General features: G+C 45.9%; 13 protein-coding genes and 1 tRNA gene. 2 read left to right on the top strand and 12 right to left on the bottom strand.

All coding sequences use genetic code 11. The features are described from left to right. Positions 1 to 18: 18 nt before the first annotated feature. The 9 genes from AC060N_RS03090 to AC060N_RS03050 form a co-directional block, all read right to left on the bottom strand. A complete protein-coding gene (locus tag AC060N_RS03090) occupies positions 19 to 1,809 on the bottom strand; it encodes a family 16 glycosylhydrolase (RefSeq protein ID WP_479525833.1) in 1,791 nt (596 codons plus the stop codon). 14 nt (positions 1,810 to 1,823) lie between these two features. Continuing rightward, positions 1,824 to 2,663 (bottom strand): glycoside hydrolase family 16 protein, encoded by an 840-nt coding sequence (locus AC060N_RS03085; protein WP_479525832.1) that lies wholly within the window; start codon positions 2,661 to 2,663, stop codon positions 1,824 to 1,826. A 22-nt stretch (positions 2,664 to 2,685) separates the two neighbouring features. After that, entirely contained in the window at positions 2,686 to 5,031 is a 2,346-nt protein-coding gene (locus tag AC060N_RS03080; RefSeq protein WP_479525831.1) for a glycoside hydrolase family 3 N-terminal domain-containing protein, read from the bottom strand. A gap of 119 nt (positions 5,032 to 5,150) precedes the next feature. After that, the gene (locus tag AC060N_RS03075) at positions 5,151 to 6,881 is read right to left on the bottom strand and encodes a PKD domain-containing protein (RefSeq protein WP_479525830.1); all 1,731 of its coding nucleotides are present in this window, start codon (positions 6,879 to 6,881) and stop codon (positions 5,151 to 5,153) included. A gap of 51 nt (positions 6,882 to 6,932) precedes the next feature. Further along, entirely contained in the window at positions 6,933 to 8,468 is a 1,536-nt protein-coding gene (locus tag AC060N_RS03070; protein WP_479525829.1) for a RagB/SusD family nutrient uptake outer membrane protein, read from the bottom strand. A gap of 26 nt (positions 8,469 to 8,494) precedes the next feature. Next, positions 8,495 to 11,560 carry a SusC/RagA family TonB-linked outer membrane protein gene (locus tag AC060N_RS03065; RefSeq protein WP_479525828.1) on the bottom strand — a complete coding sequence of 1,022 codons (3,066 nt, stop codon included), beginning with the start codon at positions 11,558 to 11,560 and terminating at the stop codon, positions 8,495 to 8,497. 450 nt (positions 11,561 to 12,010) lie between these two features. Beyond that, on the bottom strand, positions 12,011 to 14,911 hold the full coding sequence (locus AC060N_RS03060; protein WP_479525827.1) for a ligand-binding sensor domain-containing protein: 2,901 nt from the start codon (positions 14,909 to 14,911) through the stop codon (positions 12,011 to 12,013). Positions 14,912 to 14,957: 46 nt separating this feature from the next. Next, complete coding sequence (locus AC060N_RS03055; protein WP_106542933.1) at positions 14,958 to 15,341, bottom strand: co-chaperone GroES; 384 nt, start codon at positions 15,339 to 15,341, stop codon at positions 14,958 to 14,960. A gap of 163 nt (positions 15,342 to 15,504) precedes the next feature. After that, a tRNA-Ser gene (locus AC060N_RS03050) sits at positions 15,505 to 15,591 on the bottom strand. 212 nt (positions 15,592 to 15,803) lie between these two features. Between AC060N_RS03050 and AC060N_RS03045 the strand changes: the two genes are divergently transcribed. After that, the gene (locus tag AC060N_RS03045; protein ID WP_479525826.1) at positions 15,804 to 17,006 is read left to right on the top strand and encodes an L-serine ammonia-lyase; all 1,203 of its coding nucleotides are present in this window, start codon (positions 15,804 to 15,806) and stop codon (positions 17,004 to 17,006) included. Between the two features lie 190 nt (positions 17,007 to 17,196). Next, positions 17,197 to 18,630, top strand: coding sequence for a monomeric [FeFe] hydrogenase (locus AC060N_RS03040; protein WP_479525825.1), 1,434 nt, complete (start codon positions 17,197 to 17,199; stop codon positions 18,628 to 18,630). Between the two features lie 87 nt (positions 18,631 to 18,717). On the opposite strand, the gene AC060N_RS03035 is transcribed toward AC060N_RS03040, so the two are convergent. The 3 genes from AC060N_RS03035 to AC060N_RS03025 form a co-directional block, all read right to left on the bottom strand. Further along, complete coding sequence (locus AC060N_RS03035; RefSeq protein ID WP_479525824.1) at positions 18,718 to 19,557, bottom strand: endonuclease/exonuclease/phosphatase family protein; 840 nt, start codon at positions 19,555 to 19,557, stop codon at positions 18,718 to 18,720. A 162-nt stretch (positions 19,558 to 19,719) separates the two neighbouring features. Continuing rightward, positions 19,720 to 20,334: a thioredoxin family protein gene (locus AC060N_RS03030; protein ID WP_479525823.1), complete on the bottom strand. Its 615-nt coding sequence runs from the start codon at positions 20,332 to 20,334 to the stop codon at positions 19,720 to 19,722. A gap of 130 nt (positions 20,335 to 20,464) precedes the next feature. Further along, positions 20,465 to 21,430 (bottom strand): alpha/beta hydrolase, encoded by a 966-nt coding sequence (locus tag AC060N_RS03025; protein ID WP_479525822.1) that lies wholly within the window; start codon positions 21,428 to 21,430, stop codon positions 20,465 to 20,467. Positions 21,431 to 21,456: the final 26 nt, after the last annotated feature.

Raw genomic sequence — 21,456 nt, 5'->3', positions numbered from 1 at the left:
ACAATCCTATGAAAAAATCTATCTTTTGATAAATTGCCCGGCAAACCGTTCATTCCCCACCTGAATCGTCAGGAAATAAACACCGGAAGCAAAATCGCTAAGATTCAATTGCAAAGGTCCGCCCAACGATTCGGTATTGAATCGTCTCAACAGACGGCCATTCATATCGTGAATGCTAAGAATAGAAGCGCCATAGCTTTCCTGAGGCAGTTGAACCGATAAAATATCTTTTACCGGGTTTGGAAACAGCGTAAGCCGATGACTTTTCAGGTCAGTAATGCCTGTTGTTATATCTTCACTGGTCAGTTCTACCGGCTTAAGCCAGAATTTTCCTGCACCAACAGTTCCCAACACTCCATAATTGAAATAAAGGCGCATTCCCTTAATCTGGTCGAGCTTGAAGATATTATCCGGATTCTGACCAAAAATATGGGCATGAATATGATACGCACCATCATCATTGGGCGAATCAATCTTCAGCAAGTCAGCTGTATTCACATTGTCGTTTACATCCACCAATTCGAAACGCATGTTCGAAGGCGCATTTCCCGCCTCGGTTTTCAACTCCAGCACAGCTGTCGACGAAGTTGTCAAATCGTAAATTCCATCGAATGGATAATAAATCGCCGGCGAAGCACTCGGATTCTGCACGTCATAATCCACTTCCAAATCCTCGCCGGCCATCGAAAGCGATATCGTATTGTTATTGGTCTGAACAACCTCCCAGTTGACGTTCCCACCAACCGTGTGCGGAACATACCACGGATCGCTGGGTGGCAATTTAACAACAGCCACATTCAGCTTATTCGAATCATACGTCCCACAACTAGTCGTTACCGAAACAGAAACATCTCCCGAAGTATTTCCCCACTGAACAGAAATGCTGTTTGTTCCGTCACCGGAAACAATCGTTGCATCCGCAGGAATCGTCCAGGTATAAGTTGCATTGGGAATATCCTGGGTCGAGAACTGAACGGTATCATCTGCAGTAGCGGTTGACGGCCCCGTTACCGTTGGATTGGGAGGAGTCCCACTGTACACCCGCACATAATCGACTTCCATGGTTTGCGGGAAAACAGTTGTCGCATCGGGATTACCCGGCCAGTTACCGCCCACAGCAATATTCAGAATAATAAAAAACGGATTATGGAAGGCAGACAACGAGGCTGGTGTAATATCCAGCGTACAATACAAATTATCATCGAAGTACCACTTAATCGACTGGCTGTCCCATTCGATAGCGTAAACGTGGAAAGCATTCGCCAGTTTATCCGGATTGGTGTACGACAAACCATAATCTGCATTACCATTGTTATACCAGTGTGCTGTTCCGTAAACCGTATTGTCATTATCACCGCCACCAATCATCTCCATGATGTCCAACTCACCGCAGGCTGGCCACGAAGTGCCCTCGAAGAAACTCTTGCCCAGCATCCAGAATGCAGGCCAGATCCCCTGTCCATACGGCAATTTCATCCGCGCTTCGATACGTCCGTAGGTCCAATACCCACCTGTTTCGTACGTAATCAGTCGGGCCGATGTATAATCGCTCCCCTGATAGCTCTCTTTCCGGGCAGTAATGACCAAATTGCCATCCTTTACCTCAGCATTGGAAAGCCGGTCGGTGTAATACTGAAGTTCGTTATTTCCCCATCCACCGGCACCGGTTTCGAAACTCCACTTTTGCTGATCGGGAGTACCGGTATAGTTGAACTCGTCGCTCCAAACCAACTGCTCACACCCCTGAGCTGCAATATTAGTTGGAAACCACGCTAATAAAACGATTAAGCCGAACAGGTACTTCATCATCTTGTTTCTCTCTGTTATTTACTTTTCTGGTAGACTCTCACGTAGTCTACGTCCATTGATTGCGGAAATACTGAATCGTCAATTCCGTATTTTCCGCCCCAGTCACCACCAACCGCGACATTTAAAATAAGATGGAACGGCTGATCAAACGGCCAGGCTTCGAAGCCAGTATGCTCGTTATTAAAGGTAAAGTATTTCTGATCGTCAACAAACATGCTCATCTTTTCGTTATCCCATTCGAGAGCATAAACATGGAACTTATCATGGCAATCGGGTACGGAAATGGTTTTCCCCACCTGTGTCCCGATAACATGATTATACGCTTTGGTATGAACAGTTCCGTGGATGGAATCCGGATCATAGCCTACATTCTCCATAATATCGATCTCACCGCTTTCGGGCCAGCCTCCATATTTCCAGTCGGAAGACAACATCCAGATTGCGGGCCACAAGCCTTTGCCTTTTGGCAGACGAGCTTTCACTTCGATGCGGCCCCCTAACCAATCACCTTTGTGAATGGTCCGAATACGGGCCGAAGTGTATCTTTTCCCACCAAAATCTTCCTTACGGGCGGTGATGGTCAACATTCCGTTAGCCACCTGCGCATTCGCCAATCGCTTGTCGGTATAAAATTCCGCTTCGTGGTTTCCCCAGCCGGTCTCATTGCCCTGAGTATCGAAACTCCATTTCGTCGAATCAGGTAAACCGTCGTAATTAAATTCATCATCCCAAACCAGGTTCCAGTCACCTTTTTTTTGCGGAACAACATCCGCTTTGGTTTCAGCTTTTTTAGTTGTTGTTTGGCAAGCGACAACGACTAACAGCAAGAGAACTCCTGAAAAAATCCTTTTCATTTTCCTTTAAAAATAATATCGTTTAACGATCGAAAGTTTGTGTTTTATTCACTGAAAACGGCACCGTCAGATTCGCTACCGAAGCGACAAATTTTCCTTCTTCCACCACATATTTCAACTGATGATTGACAAATGCCAAATCACGGGTATTCAGATGGAAAGTAACCGTCTTTTCTTCGCCTGGTTTCAGGTCTACTTTTTCGAATCCACGCAAGCGTTTTACGTCAGGCGTAATCGACGCATACAAATCGGAAATGTATAGTTGAACCGCTTCCTTTCCTTCCCGGTCGCCTGTATTCTTCACGGTTACCGAAATGGTAAAATCGTCCTTTCCGTCCAGCTCCGACTTGTTAATCTTCAAATCTGAATAAGAGAAATCCGTATAACTTAAGCCGGCACCAAAGGGAAATTGCGAAACAACATCGCCTTCGTAGTTATACATTCCTTCCATCTTCTTCTGTGCCTCGGAAGGTTTGTGATTGTACACCACAAGGGAGTTCGGATAGCGAGGATAGGTGTAAGGCAATTTTCCGCTGGGATTTTCCTTTCCGTACAGTACATCGGCCAGTGCATCGCCACCAAAATTTCCCGGAAGGTAAATTTGCAGGATAGCCTGCATTTGGTCGGCAAATTTGCTAATCAACCGCGGACGACCTTCATTCAGCACCAGAATCACCGGTTTTCCTGTAGCAGCCAGGGCTTTTGCCAAAGCAGTCTGGTTATCCGAAATGTACAAATCGTTCAGGTCACCAGGCTTTTCGGTGTATGTATTTTCGCCCAAACAAAGAATAATGGCATCAACGTTAGCAGCTGCTTTCACTGCTGCATCGATATCCACATTCTGCTCTTCGTTGTAGGTACCGTCCATTTTATATTCCACGCCGGGGACATAAGTAACATTCTTATCGCCTGCATGATTCCGGATAGCCTCGAGAATGGTATTGTATTTACCGGCAAACTCTTCCACTTTTTCGCCCTGCCAGCTGTAAGTCCAGCCGCCATTCAGGGTACGCATCGAGTTTGCATTTGGGCCAGTCACCAAAATTTTCGCATTCGCGGAAAGCGGAAGCACATGGTTGTTATTGCGCAATAAGGTGATGGCCTCGGCAGCAGCCTCATAAGCATCATTTTCAAATTTCTTTGAAGCAAAATCCGGATAATCGGCCATTCGGGTAACCGGCGTTTTGAAGAGTCCCAACTCATATTTCACACGCAAAATACGCCGTACAGCATCGTCGATGCGCGACATAGGAACTTCGCCTTCTTTCACCAACTCGGTCAGGTAGTCGCAAAAATCGAAGTTGTAAGGAACCATCGACATGTCGATTCCGGCATTGATGGCCATCTTTACTGCCTCTTTTTGCGTTTTGGCTACTTTATCGCGGTTGTGCAGGTTTTCGATATCAGCCCAATCCGTTACTACGAGGCCGTTGAACCCTAATTCCTGTTTCAGCAGTTTGGTAATAATATCATAGCTGGCATGCACCGGAACACCGTTGATAATGCCCGAATTAATCATAACCGTGTGAGCACCTGCATTAATCGCTTTCTTAAACGAAACCAGGTGACGCTCCCGTAAATCAATTTCCGGAAGCCAGGCCGGTGTGCGATCCTTTCCTGATTTGGCTGCTGAGTAGCCCAGGAAATGCTTCATACACGAAGCCACGTGCACCGGATTATCAATATCGTTGTTTTCTCCTTCATAACCCTTAATCATCTGGTATCCCATCTGGGCCACCAGGTACGGATCTTCGCCAAAAGTTTCCCACATGCGGGGCCAGCGGGGATCGATGCCTAAGTCGAGGACCGGAGAAAAAGTCCACGGAATACCGCATGCGCGGGTTTCGTAAGCACTTACTTCAGCTTCTTTGCGCACGAGCGTGCGGTTGCGGGTAGCAGCCATGGCAATTTCCTGAGGAAAAATGGTTGCCCCGGCGGTATACGTAGCTCCATGAATTCCATCAATTCCGTAAATAATCGGAATACCCAGGCGGGTTTCTTTGGTAGCTACCTCTTGCAGTTGAGAGATAATTTCGTTCCACTTTTGTGGAGTGCGGGCGCGGTTGTTTGCCGTATTTAAAATGGAACCAACTTTGTAATCGACCAATGCTTTACGAACCAGGCTTGTGTCCAGTTGCAAAGGTTCGTCGGACGAGAATTGATTGGGACCTTTGGTGATTACATCAAGTGTAACCTGACACATCTGCCCCACTTTTTCCTCCAGGGTCATTTTCGACAACAACTTGTCGACTTTAGCCTCCACTTTCGGATCTACTTTCTGCGCAGCAGGTACATATTGCTGTGCCTGAATCGAATTCAGCCCACCCAGCACAAACAACAAAATCACCAACAACCACTTAAATCTCATAGCCAATATCCTTAAAAATTTAAACCACTTAAAAATTGCGTATAAAAAGGTTCCAAAATTTTAGAAATCCGGAGATGTGCGATGACACCTCCGGATATTATTAATCACAAATCCAAATGTTAAAATTGAGCAGATTTAATTCCCTCTACTGATGGGCCTTGTAACTCATCGAGATAGAAATCGAAATCGCCGCCATCATTTCCCGGATTCAACATAATACGAACAACGTTGTAGTAGTCGTTGCTATATGTTGGGTCAGTTGTTACATCACCTGTCTGACCTTGAGCTGTACCAGCTCCGGCAAACTCGAATGTAACTTTCTCCCAGGTGTTATCATTTTGAATGGTGTAAGTTGGAGCCTCAACACCAGTTGTCCATGCATTACCGCCGAGATCAGTATTCTCAAGTTTCAGCAGAACAACGTCTCCGGCCTTTCCATAAACCATTAACGAGAAGGTGTGAACCGTGCGTAAGTCGAAACGATAACCGGCAGGCAACTGCATGTAAGCATTGGCCCACTGCTGATTCGATTTACTGTAGTGTGCTACATAAGCTGACTTGTTCGGGTAGATTTTTGATGGGTTAGCAACCACCTCAACCGAGCAATCCTGTCCCAGAACCGGTTCCATCTGTACTTCACTGAAATCGTTGTACATCACCATTTCATTCGGCTGGAACGGAACATAATCCGGGGAGTTCTGGTCTACAACAACAGAAGCCGTTTTCACTTGCTGCTCATTAGCTTCAACTGTTGCTGTTACCTGATAGGTACCTTTGCGCATATAGGTATGCGAAACCGCCTGCGTGTAATCAGATACAGTTGCCGGATCGCTTCCGTCACCAAAGTCGTAAGTTACCTGGCTGATGCTGATTCCTGAAGGAATATCCACGTTAGCCAAAGAAATATCAAAGGTATTGGCATCCGCTCCGGCTGCAACACTTAAATCCCACTTAACGGTTGGTTTTACATAACCTTTGGGAATCAGCAGATAGTGCCAAGCATTACCATCGCCTCCTGTGGTAACCAACTCAAGCTTATTTTCTGAAATACTGAGAATTTCATATTTTCCATCTACCGCACCTACGTCGAAGGTTGGGAAAATCGGAGTAGGACCGCTCAAAATCAGGTACTGCTTTCCATTCTCGGTAGAAATAGACCAGCTACCCGGCTCGGGAGTGTAATCAACAGTCAAATCGCCACCCGCATCAACAGGGTTTGAATAGAATGAGACGTCCGACTGATAGCTTTTAACAAAGGACTTTCCATGGTTGGTATAAGTAACCACAAATCCGTTGAGTTTGAAATTCAGCTCATCGTCATAGGCACCAAAACCACTTTTATCCATAGGAGCTGCACTCCACCATGCCGTACCGTCGCTTCCGGCAGGACCTACACCATAGTGGCCCTGAGACAGAGAATCGGCTACCCACGTTTTACCGTTCAGGTTATCAACACCTCCGGAAAGAGCAATGATAGCGGGATCCTGGAAGTATGAATAATCGGTTACATCCTGCGAGTATTCTTTTGTTACAGATGCAGAACCACCCGACGTATAAAGCGTCATGGTAACCGTATATTTTCCCGATAGCGGATAATACGGAGTAACAGATTCTCCCGTTCCCTTATTTCCATTACCAAAATCCCATTTGGCAATTCCGGTAATAGAAGAGGTATTGGTAATCACCGGATGAAATTCATCCGCTCCCTGGGCAATCGAGAAAGACAGCTGATCAGCCGAGGGCTTGGGCCCGAGCTGCGGACCGTCTACAACCTGAGGATCGCACGATGAAAAAGCCAGTGCCAAACCGCCCAGGATTAATATATAATTGAATATCTTATTGATTTTCATTTCAAATCAGTATTAATATTTCAAATCAGAATCGATAAATCAGAACACTGCTTAGTAGCCCGGATTCTGTTCCAGGGTTCTATTGGTGTTGTCAATTTCAGACTGCGGAATAGGCAGATACTCGTTACGGCCCGATTGCCAGTTACGATCGCCCAGTACAGATGATGCACGTCCGGTACGAACCAGGTCCCAGTAACGCTGACCTTCGAATGCCAATTCGAAGCGACGCTCTTTCCAGATAGCTTGTACCAAATCAGTTCCGGTTGCTGTTACAGCCCCCAGTCCTACGCGAGCACGAACTTCGTTCAGGTATCCCTGAGCTTTGCCGTCGTTGCCACTGCGAGCATAAGCTTCCGCTCCCATCAGCAGCACATCCGAGTACCGGATGACACGAACGTTGTTCGGGTAGTTAATCATCGGTTCACCGTCAGGAGCAACATTTTCCTTCAGCGGCGCATTTTTCCGGACAAAGTACCCGGTGTTCTGATAACCCGGCTTGTACTTAATCTGCTCACCACCGTCAAGTGTTGCGTTCATCATGCCGGTTTCATCCATGGTACCGTCCGATACATCGATAACAGAGTATTGGAAACGCGGGTCGCCTTTCATATCGTTAGCCAGTTTTTCGGTAACAGGAGAGAATCCCCAACCAGCCTGGAAAGTAGGTCCGTTGTAGTCGCGCATACCAATCATTACAGTAGCGATGTTTCCTTCGCCGCCTGGCAGCCAGCCCCAATCACCCCATTTGGAGTTGTATGAGTGCTGAATTTCGAATACCGATTCCACGTTGTTACGTCCGGCATTGGTGAAGATCTGGCCATAATCCGGCACTAAATCGTATACACCTGAGTTCACAACATCGTCAATCAGTTTCGCTACCTCACCCATGCGGGCGTCATCGTTTTCGAATAAGATAACGCGGGCCAGCAACGATTCGGCAGCACCTTTGGTGATACGTCCTTTCTCGCTATCCGATACCGTTAAAGGAAGATCAGGAATCGCTTCAGTCAAATCTTTTTCAATCTGAGCATAAATATCTGCGGGCGCGCTCTGCGGATAGTCATATTCCGATGGCTTCAACGTTTTCAGAATCAACGGAATATTTCCAAACCAACGCTCCAGCTGGAAGTAATAGAAAGCTCTCAGGAATTTAACCTCAGCAGTCGAACGCTTGGCAAAATCATCAGAAACGGTTGCTCCGGGAAGCCTTTCCAAGAAAAGGTTAGCACGATAAATACCGCTGTAATAGCGTCCCCAGATACTCGCCTGCGGACCCAATGTTGGGGTCAGGCTGAAATTATCCAACGCCACCCAGGCAGGCTGGTCACCGGCGTTGGCACCGCCGGCATACGCGTCGTCAGAAGCAACATTTGCGAGTGTTTCTTCAGGGATATAGCCCTGGTAACCGCCCCATTGCAATACGTCGTATACAGCGACCATTGCATCATACATGTCCTGTTGATTCTGGTAAAAGTTCTCTTCAACCCGTGTGTTGAGTGGCTTCATGTCCAGGTAATCGGAACATGACGTAGAGAACAGGATCACCAGGGAGAAAAGGGCAACTTTGAGAATATTTTGAATTTTCATCTTTCTTGTCATTTTCCTGTTAAGCATTAGAAAGTAAGGTTTACACCCATCATGTAGGTACGCGGCTGCGGATAGATACCGCGGTCAATACCTCCGTTGATTTCCGGGTCAAAACCTTTGTAGCCTGTAATGGTGTAGAGGTTCTGTGCTGAACCATAGATTCTCAGTCTTGAGATATGCAACCAGTTAGTAGCTCCCTTCGGCAAGGAGTATCCAATCTGTAGGTTCTTGATGCGCACATAGTTTCCGCTATGAACGTACAGATCTGAAGAACGGTAGTTACGGTTAGTATCGTTCAGGGTAACACGAGCGTGGGTTGTAGAAGTTCCCTCGCCGGTCCAACGATCCAATACTTCAGTGGTGTAATTGGCATTCGCCAAATCATAACGGTGAGAAGCATCGTAGATATCGTTTCCGGTGACGCCCTGCAAGAAGAGGTTGAAATCCCACTGGCGATAATTAAGTCCAACGTTCAGTCCATATGTCCAACTTGGAGTCGGATCACCAATCATGGTGCGGTCCAAATCGCTGATAGTTCCATCGTTGTTGACGTCTACAAAACGAACATCGCCCGGGACAGCACTTTGGCCATAGGTTGAGTTATAAGCATCAGCTTCTGCCTGGTTTTGCAGGATACCGTCGGTTTTGTAGCCGTAGAAATAGTTCATTGGCTTACCTTCTTCGATGCGGGTAATCTGCATACCTTCCGGTCCCCAGGTTGCACCAGTAATATAACCAGATTCGTTACCGATTTTCTGAACCTCATTCTTCAGGTATGAAACTGTCAGTCGGGTGTCCAGACTCACTTCACCAATCTTGGCTTTGTAGCTGAATTCACCGTCAAAACCAGTGTTCAACATATCTCCCAGGTTAGTCAGCGGAGCAGCATTACCTACAAGTGCAGGAATCGGTGCAGTCACCAACATATCGCGGGTTAACTTATGATAATAGTCGAGTGCAAAACGGAATTTATTTTTCAGCAAACCGATATCCATACCAATGTCAGTCTGCTCAACAGTTTCCCATTTCAGGTCGGGGTTCGAAATTTTCGTAGGACTTGCCCCTGGAGTCAGTGTCTGATCAACACCGAAAGTGTAACGACTACCGCTACCAATCAACGAAGTATACGCATAATCGTCGATCTGCTGGTTACCGTTTTGTCCCCAGCTGGCACGAATCTTCAGGAAATTCACAACACTGCTTCCAGCCATGAAATCTTCCTGCGAAAGCACCCACCCAGCAGAGAATGAAGGGAATATTGCATAACGATTGTTCGGTCCGAACTTCGATGAACCATCCATACGAACCGTACCGGTAAACAGGTACTTGTCTTTGTAGCTGTAGTTCATACGGCCAAAGTACGACAGCAACGATGAGTGCCATGCGTAACCGTACAGATTTTCACTCTCTTCGTTCTGTGCATAGTCGAAATAGTTCATCGACGGATCGTAGAAGGGCATTCCCTGCTTTGAACCGCCCATGGTGTTTCCTTCGGCTTTGTAAATGGTATTACCCAACAGGAACGTGAAATCGTGCGTATCATTCCATAGGTTATGGTAAGTAATCGTGTTCTCCCAGTTAAAGTTCAACGCCTTACTGGTTTCACGGTGCATACTGTTGTAATCCTGGTAATTGGTTGCATTCAGATAATGAACCGGTGATGAACCATCATTTCCCCAGAAAGCGATATCAGCACCAAAGGTCGAACGCAACTTGATATTCTTCAGAATCGTCAATTCAGCATAGAGGTTTCCTACGAATTTATCGGAATAACCTTTATTGTGCAGAATGGCCAGTGCAGCCACCGGATTCACAATCTCGGAAGTCACGTAAGGAGAAATTCCGTAAGGTTGTCCTTTGGCGTTGGTCACTGCATTAGGATAGTTCGACAGCAAGGCTGCAGCGGCAGTTGAATCGGTTACTACGACCGGCGTAATCGGGTCCATGTTCAGTGCACGGCCCAGCGGAGAACCCCATTCCGTATTTTCATCAACGCCTTCGCTTTTGGTACGCGAGTAACCAAAGTTGTGACCAAATTTGAAAATCTTGGAAACGTTGTGATCGGCATTGAAACGAAGGGTCATACGCTCATAATTTGAATGTCCCTTGGCAACAATACCCTGCTGATTGAAGTATGAGATAGAAGTCAGATACTTCGACTTCTCGTTTCCACCGGAAATAGTTACCTGGTGATTCTGAATCGGTGCATCGTAGTTAAAGACCTCATCCTGCCAGTCAGTTCCTTTTCCATAAGAATATGGGTCAGAGAAAATCGGCTGGCCACCACCATTCACAGAGGCTTCGTTCATAATCACCGCATACTGCGTTGCATCTAACACCGACAGCTTCTTCCACGGATTCTGAACACCATAATAACCATCGTATGAGACGGTCATTTTGCCGGCTTTACCATTCTTGGTGGTAATCAGCACAACACCATTCGCACCACGAGAACCATAGATAGCAGCAGAAGCAGCATCTTTCAGCACTTCGATGGATGCGATATCACCGGGGTTCAGGTAGTCAATTCCACCGTCAACCGGAACACCATCGACAACATACAACGGCTGTGTACCCGAGTTGATGGATGAAGTACCGCGAACTTTCACGTCCAGTCCGGCACCGGGTTGACCAGAGTTGCTGGTGATAGTCACACCGGCAGTACGTCCCTGAAGGGCTTGTTCGGTCCGAAGATTAGCTGTTTTATTGATATCAGAAGAGTTTACTTTGGCAATGGAACCGGTTACAACACTTTTCTTTTGTGTACCGTAACCAACAACCACTACTTCGTCAACGCCCATGGTCTCGCTTTGCATGCTGACGTTGATTTGCGATTGTCCCTGAACCGGAACTTCCTGCGTTTTCAATCCAATAAACGAAAACACCAGGGTGGCGTTATCGCCCACCTTAATTAAATAGTTACCGTTAACATCGGTAATGGTTCCTGTTGTGGTACCTTTTACCGAAATACTAACGCCCGGAATCGGCGAACCATCTTCAGCGCTGGTTACCGTTCCTTGTACATTCCGTTCCTGAGCAAATCCCAGTGTTGCCACCAGAACCAGAAACGTTAAAATGAAGACTTTTTTCATAGAGTAGGATCAAAGTTTAAAACAACATCGATTTAACATTGACTTTACAAATACAGTCACAAAAGAAGTCTTCATATAGTGTTCAGAAGAATTTCACCACCCAACAAAAACTCATCAAACACTTTTTAACAATACATCATTTTTTCATCATTCAATTTCTTATTTACTCATTTTCAATACAATAAAATTTAAAAAACTAAAAAATTGCAATATCTCACACTGATTTTGACTACATCAAATTAAAAAATGGGGAAGGTTGACAGAGGTATGACCAATATTAAGCAAATGTGAACTACCAGGATTGTAGGAAACGCTGGCTTTTTGTTCAAAACACAAGTAAGATTCTCTCCAACAGCTAATCCGGATAAAGCGTATAGAGTAGGAAAGAAATGTATTGTCTTACAGTGAGAAAGAAATAAAAAGAAAGAGGCAGATTTTTCTGGTACGATTCTAAAAACGAAGAATAAAGTCGGTGAGATTATCGTGACGTTGCAGGCCCAGTTTTTTACGCAACCGGTATCGACTTATTTCGACTCCTCTGACGGAGATATTCATCAAGGCAGCAATTTCCTTACTGGAAATATTCATTCGCAGATAGGCACACAACTTCAGTTCTTTGGGTGAAAGCTCTGGAAACTGCTCTTTTATCCGTGTCAGAAAATCTTCATGAACAGTTTCGAAATGTGTTTCGAATATCTGCCATTGCTTTTCGTTGTCTACCTGGCGGTCGATTCGTCTCAGAATGCTCCTCAGCCGGGCCTGTAAACTTTCGTCAGTTATATTCTCCGTCGCTTTCTTGAGATCGTTTTTGATTTTGTTGAGCATCTTGTTCTTCTGGATCATCTCCATCGAAGCATTTGCCAACTCTTTCTCTTTATGAACCATCTCATTGCGCAACTTATCGTTCCGTAAACGAATAATTTCTTTATCAGCTTCCAACTGTTTTCGTCCCAGTTCTTCTTCCCGCCGGGCATAGAGTTCCCGTTGCCGGTTAGCTTCCTTCTCTTTGGAACGTTTCATTTTCCAGCGAATGAAATAATAAATTCCCCACACGAGCAGTAAGAACAAAAAGCCATAAACAAGATATGCCCACACACTCCGGTACCAAGGAGGCAATATGGTAAACCGATAGGTAGCCGGAGCACTCTCAACTCCGTAACGGTTGATTCCTCTTACCATGAAGGTATAGTCCCCCTCCGGCAGGTTGGTATAATCACGCATGGTACGCCCCGACCAATTATTCCAGTCGTCATCAAATCCCTCTAACTTCAATTGGTAAGTCACATGCCCGATGTTTTCCATATCGGCAGCAGCAAAATAAAAACGAAGGTCGTTTTCCCGGTAAGGAATAGAAGGAACCTGCTTTTGCGACCCGTTGCCATAAAAAATCACCGAATCGGTTTTAATAACCGACACTTTGCTGATCAACGTATAAAAGTTGTTGTTCCACGATTTAATGAAGGTCGGGTCGTAATGAGCCACGCCGTCGTCATAACCTATAAAAACATCCTGCTCATCGACGGGCAAAACAAATTCGAACGTAGGAAGAAACCTCCCGGACAAACTCCGAAAAGGCATCTCAACACTACGGTACGTTCCATCGGGTTGCTTCTGCATCACTCCGGCCTGATTATTCCGGAAATACCAGATATTACCTCTTTTGTCTTCCCTGATATAGCTTAATCCCTTCAATTTCCCGAACAGCTCGGAATAGGTCTGACTTTTACGGAAACTATTGGTACTTGGGAAATATTGGTATACGCCATCGGTAGTCAGAAAAACCAGTCTGCCTTTCAAGCGGTAAATCCCCACATTCATGGCCTGAGGCAAACCTTCTTTCTTTCCGTATAGTTCGGTACGAATGACATGCGTGTAATCCTCGCTGATTTCTATCCGGAAAACCCCGCGATAACCGTGTTCCATCCAGATATTTCCCTTGTCATCAAACTCGAACTGCCGCGATGACTCTTTAAACCCCTCAATTTCGCGTATATATTTCCAGCCTTTCGGACCTCTTTTAAAAAGCGACAAACCATTATAATGTCCTCCAATCAGCAGGTCAGGATGTCCCGGCACTTGCCTGAACCCCCAATATCCGATAACAGAAGAAATCTGCTGCGGCTTTCCGTTAATTATTTGAAACGCACCTGCATTATGCCCAACAAGCAAAATATTATCGAACACTTCCAACGACCAGGCCTGGCCACGAGTCGCGTTCAGCATGGTAAATCGTCCCAAACGCTTAATTTTCTTATCTGGATCCCAGCTGTGGTACACCACTCCCTGGTTAGTAGCAAGATATATTTTCCCTTTATAAATTGCCGCAGAATAAGTCGCCCCGACGCCATTATTAAACCCGATGAGCGAAAGCGGAGAGTTTATTTTTATCTGTGAAATACCATTATCGAGTCCAAGCCAGAGATTGTGATCATTATCGACGAAAACCGACAGAACCGTATTGTTTTGCAATCCTTCTTCACGACTGATATTCTGAACAACATTGCCTTTCGAATCGGTAATAACAACTCCGTGAGAAATGGTTCCAAACGCATAATGGTCACCATCAATCTGAGCAATCCCCATCACACGATTTGCTTTCAAAAGCTGGTCAGCTTCATTATCCCATGCCACCATCTCTTTGCCATCATACAGAAATACGCCTTTGTTCTGTGTCGCAATCATAAACCGGTTTCCCGGAAACGGTAATATTCCCCAGATTTCCTGTCCACGTATTTTCTCCGTACCCGGAAGTGTAACCAGTCTCCCGTTAACCAGCTCCTGTAGTCCCTCAGCGCGATTGTCTATCCACAGTCGGTCATTCACTTTAAATGAAAAATGGAACAGCTCATCTTTCCCAGGATGCAAAATCCGGAACGTTTTGCCATCCCACAGCATTAGGCTGGTATATGACTGAAAAACCAGTTGCCCTTTAAATTTGTAAATACGCCAAATCTCACCGAAGTTTTTTTCGTCGTCCGGAAGATGAGAAGACAGAGAATGATAGACCATACGTCCCTGTTGATCGGGATGGAAATAACCAAATTCGTTGAATCCACCAACGTAGATCCGGTTTTCATCGCCCACCAACAACGAACGTACAATGGATGAATTAGGTAGTGGGTAGGTGTTCCAATTGACGCCATCGAACTGTAAGAGTCCGTTATTATTGGCAAAATACAGTTTGTCATCCCTCCCCTGAGCGATAGCCCAGCTTTGCGTGCCGGCGCTATAATCTTGCTTGGTGAAATTTTTGATGACGGGCAGACCAATGCTCTTTATCGCTCCCTGAAGCGATTCACCTAAAAATAAAAGTAATATAAAAAAAACGGATACTATCTTTCTATCCATCATAAGCCTCCCATCATTCCCGCTTCTGCAAACGGGTTCTTCAAGCTGGTTATTCGAAAAGTCCTTCATCTCTCACCAGCATTAAAATTGCTGAGTGCGGAAGAATCACGTACTTTTCCTGGTTAAATTCGATTTCGTAACCTGATTGACTAAGGTAAATGGCCAAATCACCGGCTTGCGCCTGAAGCGGAACATACTTCACCTCTTCATGCTTATCCTTCCACGGTTCATCTTCATCCGTCATGGCCGGAATAGGAAATCCCGGACCAACCTTAATAACATAGCCGGTCTGTACTTTTTCTTTCTCTACTGCTGCGGGGGGAAGATATAACCCGGATTTCGTCTGTGTATTCGGATTCTTGGGCTTTACCAATACCCGATCTCCCACCAGGATAAATTTGGCAATATCCTTCTTATCAATATCCAGTGTCATGTCAAGTTAAATCGTTTATCAGCACAAATATAGCATTTTGCCAAAAAACTATATTCTGAGTATTCTTTTCAGTAACAGGGATGGAATATAGGAAGAGTTTAAACAGCCGCTCTTAAAACAAGAAAGCCCTGCATAAATGCGAGGCTTATTCCGGTAATCAATGCGGAGAGTGAGGGATTCGAACCCCCGGTACCCCGAAGGGTACAACAGATTTCGAGTCTGCCCCGTTCGACCACTCCGGCAACTCTCCAAAAGCGGTGGCAAAGTTAAAAATATTCGACAATAACAGACAAATTCATCTCAAAAAATCGGCATCTTTCATCTGGTTGCTTTTCGCTCTGTCCATCGATGAAATTTAAGCCCGCTGAACGAAACCAGTTTGCTGAAATAGCATAAAAAAAGAGGTAACTTTCATGATTGATATCCGGAAAAACCGTTATTTCGCAACAAATATTTCCTCAAATGGAGTCCATCAAAGAAATTTTCCGAATTGGTAACGGCCCGTCGTCCAGTCACACGATGGGACCGAAGAAAGCGGCCGAACGTTTTCTGGCTCAAACCCCCAATGCATCGAGCTATCGGGTCACGTTATACGGAAGTCTCGCTGCCACGGGCAGAGGCCACTTAACCGACGTCGCCATTCAAAATACATTAGGCCCAGACCGTGTCACCATATTGTGGGAGCGGGAAACGTTTTTAAAACGCCATCCAAACGCGCTAAAGCTGGAAGCTCTCGACAGTGACGGAAAAGTCACCGACAGCTGGACCGCATACTCGGTTGGCGGCGGTGCCATTGTAGATGACCAAACTGAGCTGGAAACCGTTTCCGTTTACCCCGATTCCACCATGGACAGCATTCTCGGGTGGTGCTACGAAAACGGGAAAAGCATTTGGGAATACGTGGAAGTCAACGAAGGACCGGAAATCTGGGATTACCTGGCACACGTCTGGCATATAATGGAAGCCGCTGTTAAAAGAGGGCTCGATACCGAAGGAACACTTCCCGGTGTGCTGAAGTATCCGCGAAAAGCCGCCGGTTATTACGCAAAAGCGAGAAATTTCAAACCAGCTATCAAGAAACGTTCGTTGCTGTATGCTTATGCCTTAGCTGTTTCGGAAGAGAATGCTGCCGGCGGAGAGATTGTCACCGCTCCGACGTGCGGCGCCAGTGGTGTTTTGCCGGCCGTTCTTTATTACATGAAAAAATACCACAAGAGTTCGGAGCAAAAAATTCTGCATGCACTGGCTACCGCCGGATTAATCGGCACGCTGGTGAAAACCAACGCCTCCATTTCCGGTGCTGAAGTGGGGTGCCAGGGCGAAGTGGGGACAGCCTGCGCCATGGCATCGGCTGCTGTGACACAACTGAGCGGTGGTAGCATTTTCCAGATTGAATATGCAGCAGAAATGGGACTGGAACATCATCTCGGCCTCACATGCGATCCGATTGCCGGCCTGGTACAGGTTCCCTGCATCGAGCGAAACGCTTTCGCGGCTGCCCGTGCGTTGAACCATAAAAACTACGCTTTACTTTCCGACGGACGTCATCTCATCAGTTTTGATAAGGTGGTGCAGACGATGAAACAAACCGGCCACGATTTGCCTCATCTCTACAAAGAGACATCGGAAGGAGGATTAGCCCACTTTCATGGCTTGAAGTTGTAACAGGTTATCAAAAGAAAACAGAGCGTACAAAACATCTAGATATATCAATTCATCTATCTAAAAATCAACCCCTTCTTTAAACTCATTTTGAATTAGTGCCTTAACATAGATTTATATGTTATAAAACATACAAGCCTGAGAAAAAGTATATTTTTGCCGCCGAAATCAAACTTTAATCAGGCTTTACTCAATGGCATACGTCAACAACACCATGATCGTCAGGCGGGAGCTCCTTTCCCGATTGGCGGGACTTATCAAAGAAGACCAGTTAGAGAACCAGATTGACCGGATCCCGGTAGAAATGTCACCACGGGAACGGGGAGCCCAGCGTCGTTGCTGTATCTATAAAGAGCGTGCAGTTTTGAAATACAAACTGATGCCGATTCTGGGTCTCCTTCCGGAAGAAGAAACGGATGAACTGATGCCACTCGCCGATTATGCGAACGAGGCACGTCAACGCACAGCTCCCCGCAAGGAAATCCTCACGGTAGTGGACGAAGCCTGCACAGCATGTGTAAAGGTGAATTATGTGGTTTCCAATCTTTGCCGTGGATGTGTGGCCAGTCCTTGTAAGATGAACTGTCCCAAGAATGCCATTACCTTCAACTGCAACGGACAAGCTCAGATTGACCCAAAAAAATGTGTCAACTGCGGTATTTGTAAGAATGCCTGCCCGTATCACTCCATCGTACACGTGCCCGTTCCGTGCGAAGAAGCCTGCCCGGTTGGCGCCATTTCCAAAGACGAACAAGGTGTTGAGCACATCGACGACGAAAAATGCATCTACTGCGGAAAATGCCTGAATGCCTGCCCGTTCGGTTCGATTTTCGAAATTTCACACATCATCGATATTTTCAAGGCCATTCAGTCCGGAGAAAAAGTAATTGCACTGCCGGCTCCGTCCATATTTGGACAGTATAATTATGAAGCAGGAAAAGTATTTGCTGCCATCAAAAAACTGGGCTTTCATGACGTAATGGAAGTCGCCCAGGGAGCAATGATAACCACAGCCAACGAGGCAGTCGAGCTAAAAGAGAAGCTGGAAAGCGGCCAGTCGTTCATGACCACTTCCTGCTGTCCGGGATACATGCAAGCGGTCGAAAAACATGTTCCTAATATGAAATCATACGTTTCGCATACCGAAACACCGATGTACTATGCGGCAGAATTGGCCCGGGAAAAGTATCCCGATGCCAAACTGGTGTTTATCGGGCCATGTATCGCCAAGCGGAAAGAAGCGATGAACGATCCCAACGTTGATTATGTGATGACGTTTGAAGAACTGGATTCCTTCTTCAAAGGATTTGAAATTGACATTGAGAACTGTGAGCCGGTTGAACTGACCTACAGCACACCCGAAAGTCGCGGATTTGCGCAATCGGGAGGCGTGGTTGAAGCAGTAAAAGCCGAAGGCCTGGCCGTTGATGTTCGCGCCATCGAAGTGAATGGCATCAACAAGAAATCAATTGGTTTGCTGAAAGCGTACAGCAGAGGAAAAGCGCCGGGTAACTTTATCGAGGTGATGGCTTGCGAGGGCGGATGTATCGCCGGACCGAGTGCACATGTCGATACCGGCCAGGGGAAAAAACAACTGAAAGCGACATTAGAATCGCTTCAGGCATAACGAAAACGAATCAAACTACAGCCAGAACAATCACGAGCCGGAATCTTGACAGGAATTCCGGCTCTTTTGTTATCTCTTATCAACTCGTCAATCAATAAATTTGGCTTCCACCAGTACGGGAAGATGATCGGAAGGATAGCGTTGATCCTTTGAATCGGAGAGAACACCATAGCGCAACACCCTCAACTTATCGTTGACAAAAATGTAGTCAATCCTGTTTTTCAAAGGAGAGTTGAAATCAAATCCCTCAAACGTACCAACCGGTCCGTAAGGTGGCGAAAGTGTCGCCAGACGAGAGTCTTTCCACTGACTACGAATCAAAGCAATGGCATTCGCTTCGGGTGTCAGATTAAAATCGCCGGTCAGGAAAACCGGCAGCCGGTCGCCTCCAAGCTCCTGCACCTTCTTATAAATCAGTTTTGCCGACTCTTCGCGGGCTTTTACCCCAACGTGATCGAAGTGGGTCGTAAAAATGAAGAATGATTTATTGTTCTCCTGATCTCTCAACTTCGCCCACGAACAAATCCGCATACAGGCTGCATCCCAGCCTAAACCTGGCTTATCGGGAGTTTCCGATAACCAGAAATGCCCCTGCTCTTGTAAACGATATCGGCGTGTATCATAAAAAATAGCTGAATATTCTCCGGCCTCCTTGCCATCGTCACGACCGACGCCCACATAATCGAACGTCTGCATTCCATCTTTCAAACCGACAATCTGGTCATGCAATGCTTCCTGTACACAGAAAACATCAGCTTTATGGAATTTCAAAAGAGCAATGACATCCGCTTTCCGGTTGGGCCAGGCATTCACTCCGTCATCAGGATTATTATATCGGATATTGTAGGTAATGATATTCATGCTTTCCTGCCCGAAAACCGGTGTGGTCAGCAAAAGCAAAAGAAAGTAAGTCAGGAGTTTTCGCATGATAAAATGGATTTTTGTTTAGGAAACCATACAATGATCGCAGTTTTCATCCATTTTTCATAATGCTTTAAAAACTAAAATCGATATGCCGTAAAACAAAAAAGGAAGAACTACCCAATGGCAATTCTCCCTCTCTCAACATCTCAATTTTCTACTTGTGGACTAATCAAGTTTTCTTTTTATACTACATCCAACGGGTGGTGTTTCATTTTTTGCCACCATTTTTCCGGCGGCCAGTTGTGAGATCGCATTTTTCAGGTATGGATTTTTCACATTATCAGCACTTTGATAGCTATCATCAATTGCGCCTTTATACACTAACGTGAAGTCTTTGTCAAAAAGAAAAACATGCGGTGTGGTCTTCGCATCAAAAGCGTTGGCCAACCGGCTGTCTTTATCCACCACGTACGGCATGGTGTAGTTATGTTCCTTTGCGTGTTTCTTCATGGCTTCGAAGGAATCGACGCCATCCCGCTTTTGATAGTTGGAATTCACCAACACCATCCCAACCTGGTGTTCATCGGCCCATTTTTTAATTTCCGGGTATCGACCTTCCCACATTTTCACAAACGGGCAGGTATTACACGAGAAAATGACGACCAAACCATTGGCCTTTTTCAAATCATTCAGGCTGTATTCACTGCCGGAAACTGCCTTCATTTTCACATCCGTGAGAACAGCTTTCGATCCAACCTTCATATCCGGTAAACGGACCTGCGCTGAAACATACAGAGATGCTGTAAAAATAAGGGCTATCAACAAAATCAGTTTTTTCATAAGCGTTAATTAAGAATTTATACTACAAGCGTTTACGGACCGCTATTTAAAATGTTTCCGAATAAAGAAACAAAAAAAGCAGCCTCCGTTTCCGAGAGACTGCCTTGCTTATGCCTTGCTATTTGTCTGCTTAATTGTCGCAAAAATCATAAAGGGAATCACCCTTTTTGTAGTTCGGACTTTTGTCGATGGTGTGAATTTGCGCCTTCTTGCCCAGAATAATGTAATTGTATGCAAAATCGACGATGTCACCCACCGATTGTGTCATAGGTAAGCCCGACATTTCGTGACCGGCACCGCAACGCGTTTCCAGCCAGTATGTTTTTCCCAGCTTTCGCAAACGGTTAGCAATGGTGTACGAGCCATCCAGCATCATGTATCCGGGACTGTCGATGCCGCAATAATGGTGAGGCGCCGTAGCATAAGGTACCAGGTTGTCGGCTGTTCCGTGGAACATCATCGTCGGGATGGCAGTCTCGGCAGTGATGTTGGCAGCATTCACCATTGCTCCGGCAAAGGAAATGACTCCGGCGTAACGGAAACCGGTGGGCAATTCCTGTTTTCCTTCTACCCACTGCGTTACAGGACGGTAAGCCGCATTTAAAACCGTTTCCGCGCCGGCGCTGCTACCGGAAATAATGATCCGACTGGTATCGATGCCAAATTCTGTATGATTCTTCAGCATGAAAGCCGTAGCACTGCGCAAATCACTTACAGCTTTCCGGAATGTATCCATCTTTTTATCAGCCGGGACATTGCAACCGAAGCCATCTTTTTTCCGGGTTAACCGGTACGAAATGGAAGCCGTTACATATCCCTTCTTCGCCAAATGAGTACACAGGTTCACATCAGCTTTCGCATCCCGGGTTCCCCCGGAAAATCCACCACCGTGAACATGAATCCAGGCTACACGGTCAGTCGCTTTATCCCCTTCCGGGAAGTAGATGTCCATTTTCAAATCCTGACCGTCTTTCACGGCATAGGTGTACGTTTTCTTGACAAAACCACTCGCGATATCATCTTTGTAGCGGGTTTGTGCCGATACTCCCACAGCGATGAACAACGTTAGCAATAGTGCAAATACTTTTCTCTTCATGCTTCGATACTTTATCTGATTTATGA

It is taken from the genome of Prolixibacter sp. DSM 2831 (assembly GCF_056493735.1).
This window is presented reverse-complemented; position numbering and strand designations above follow the sequence as displayed.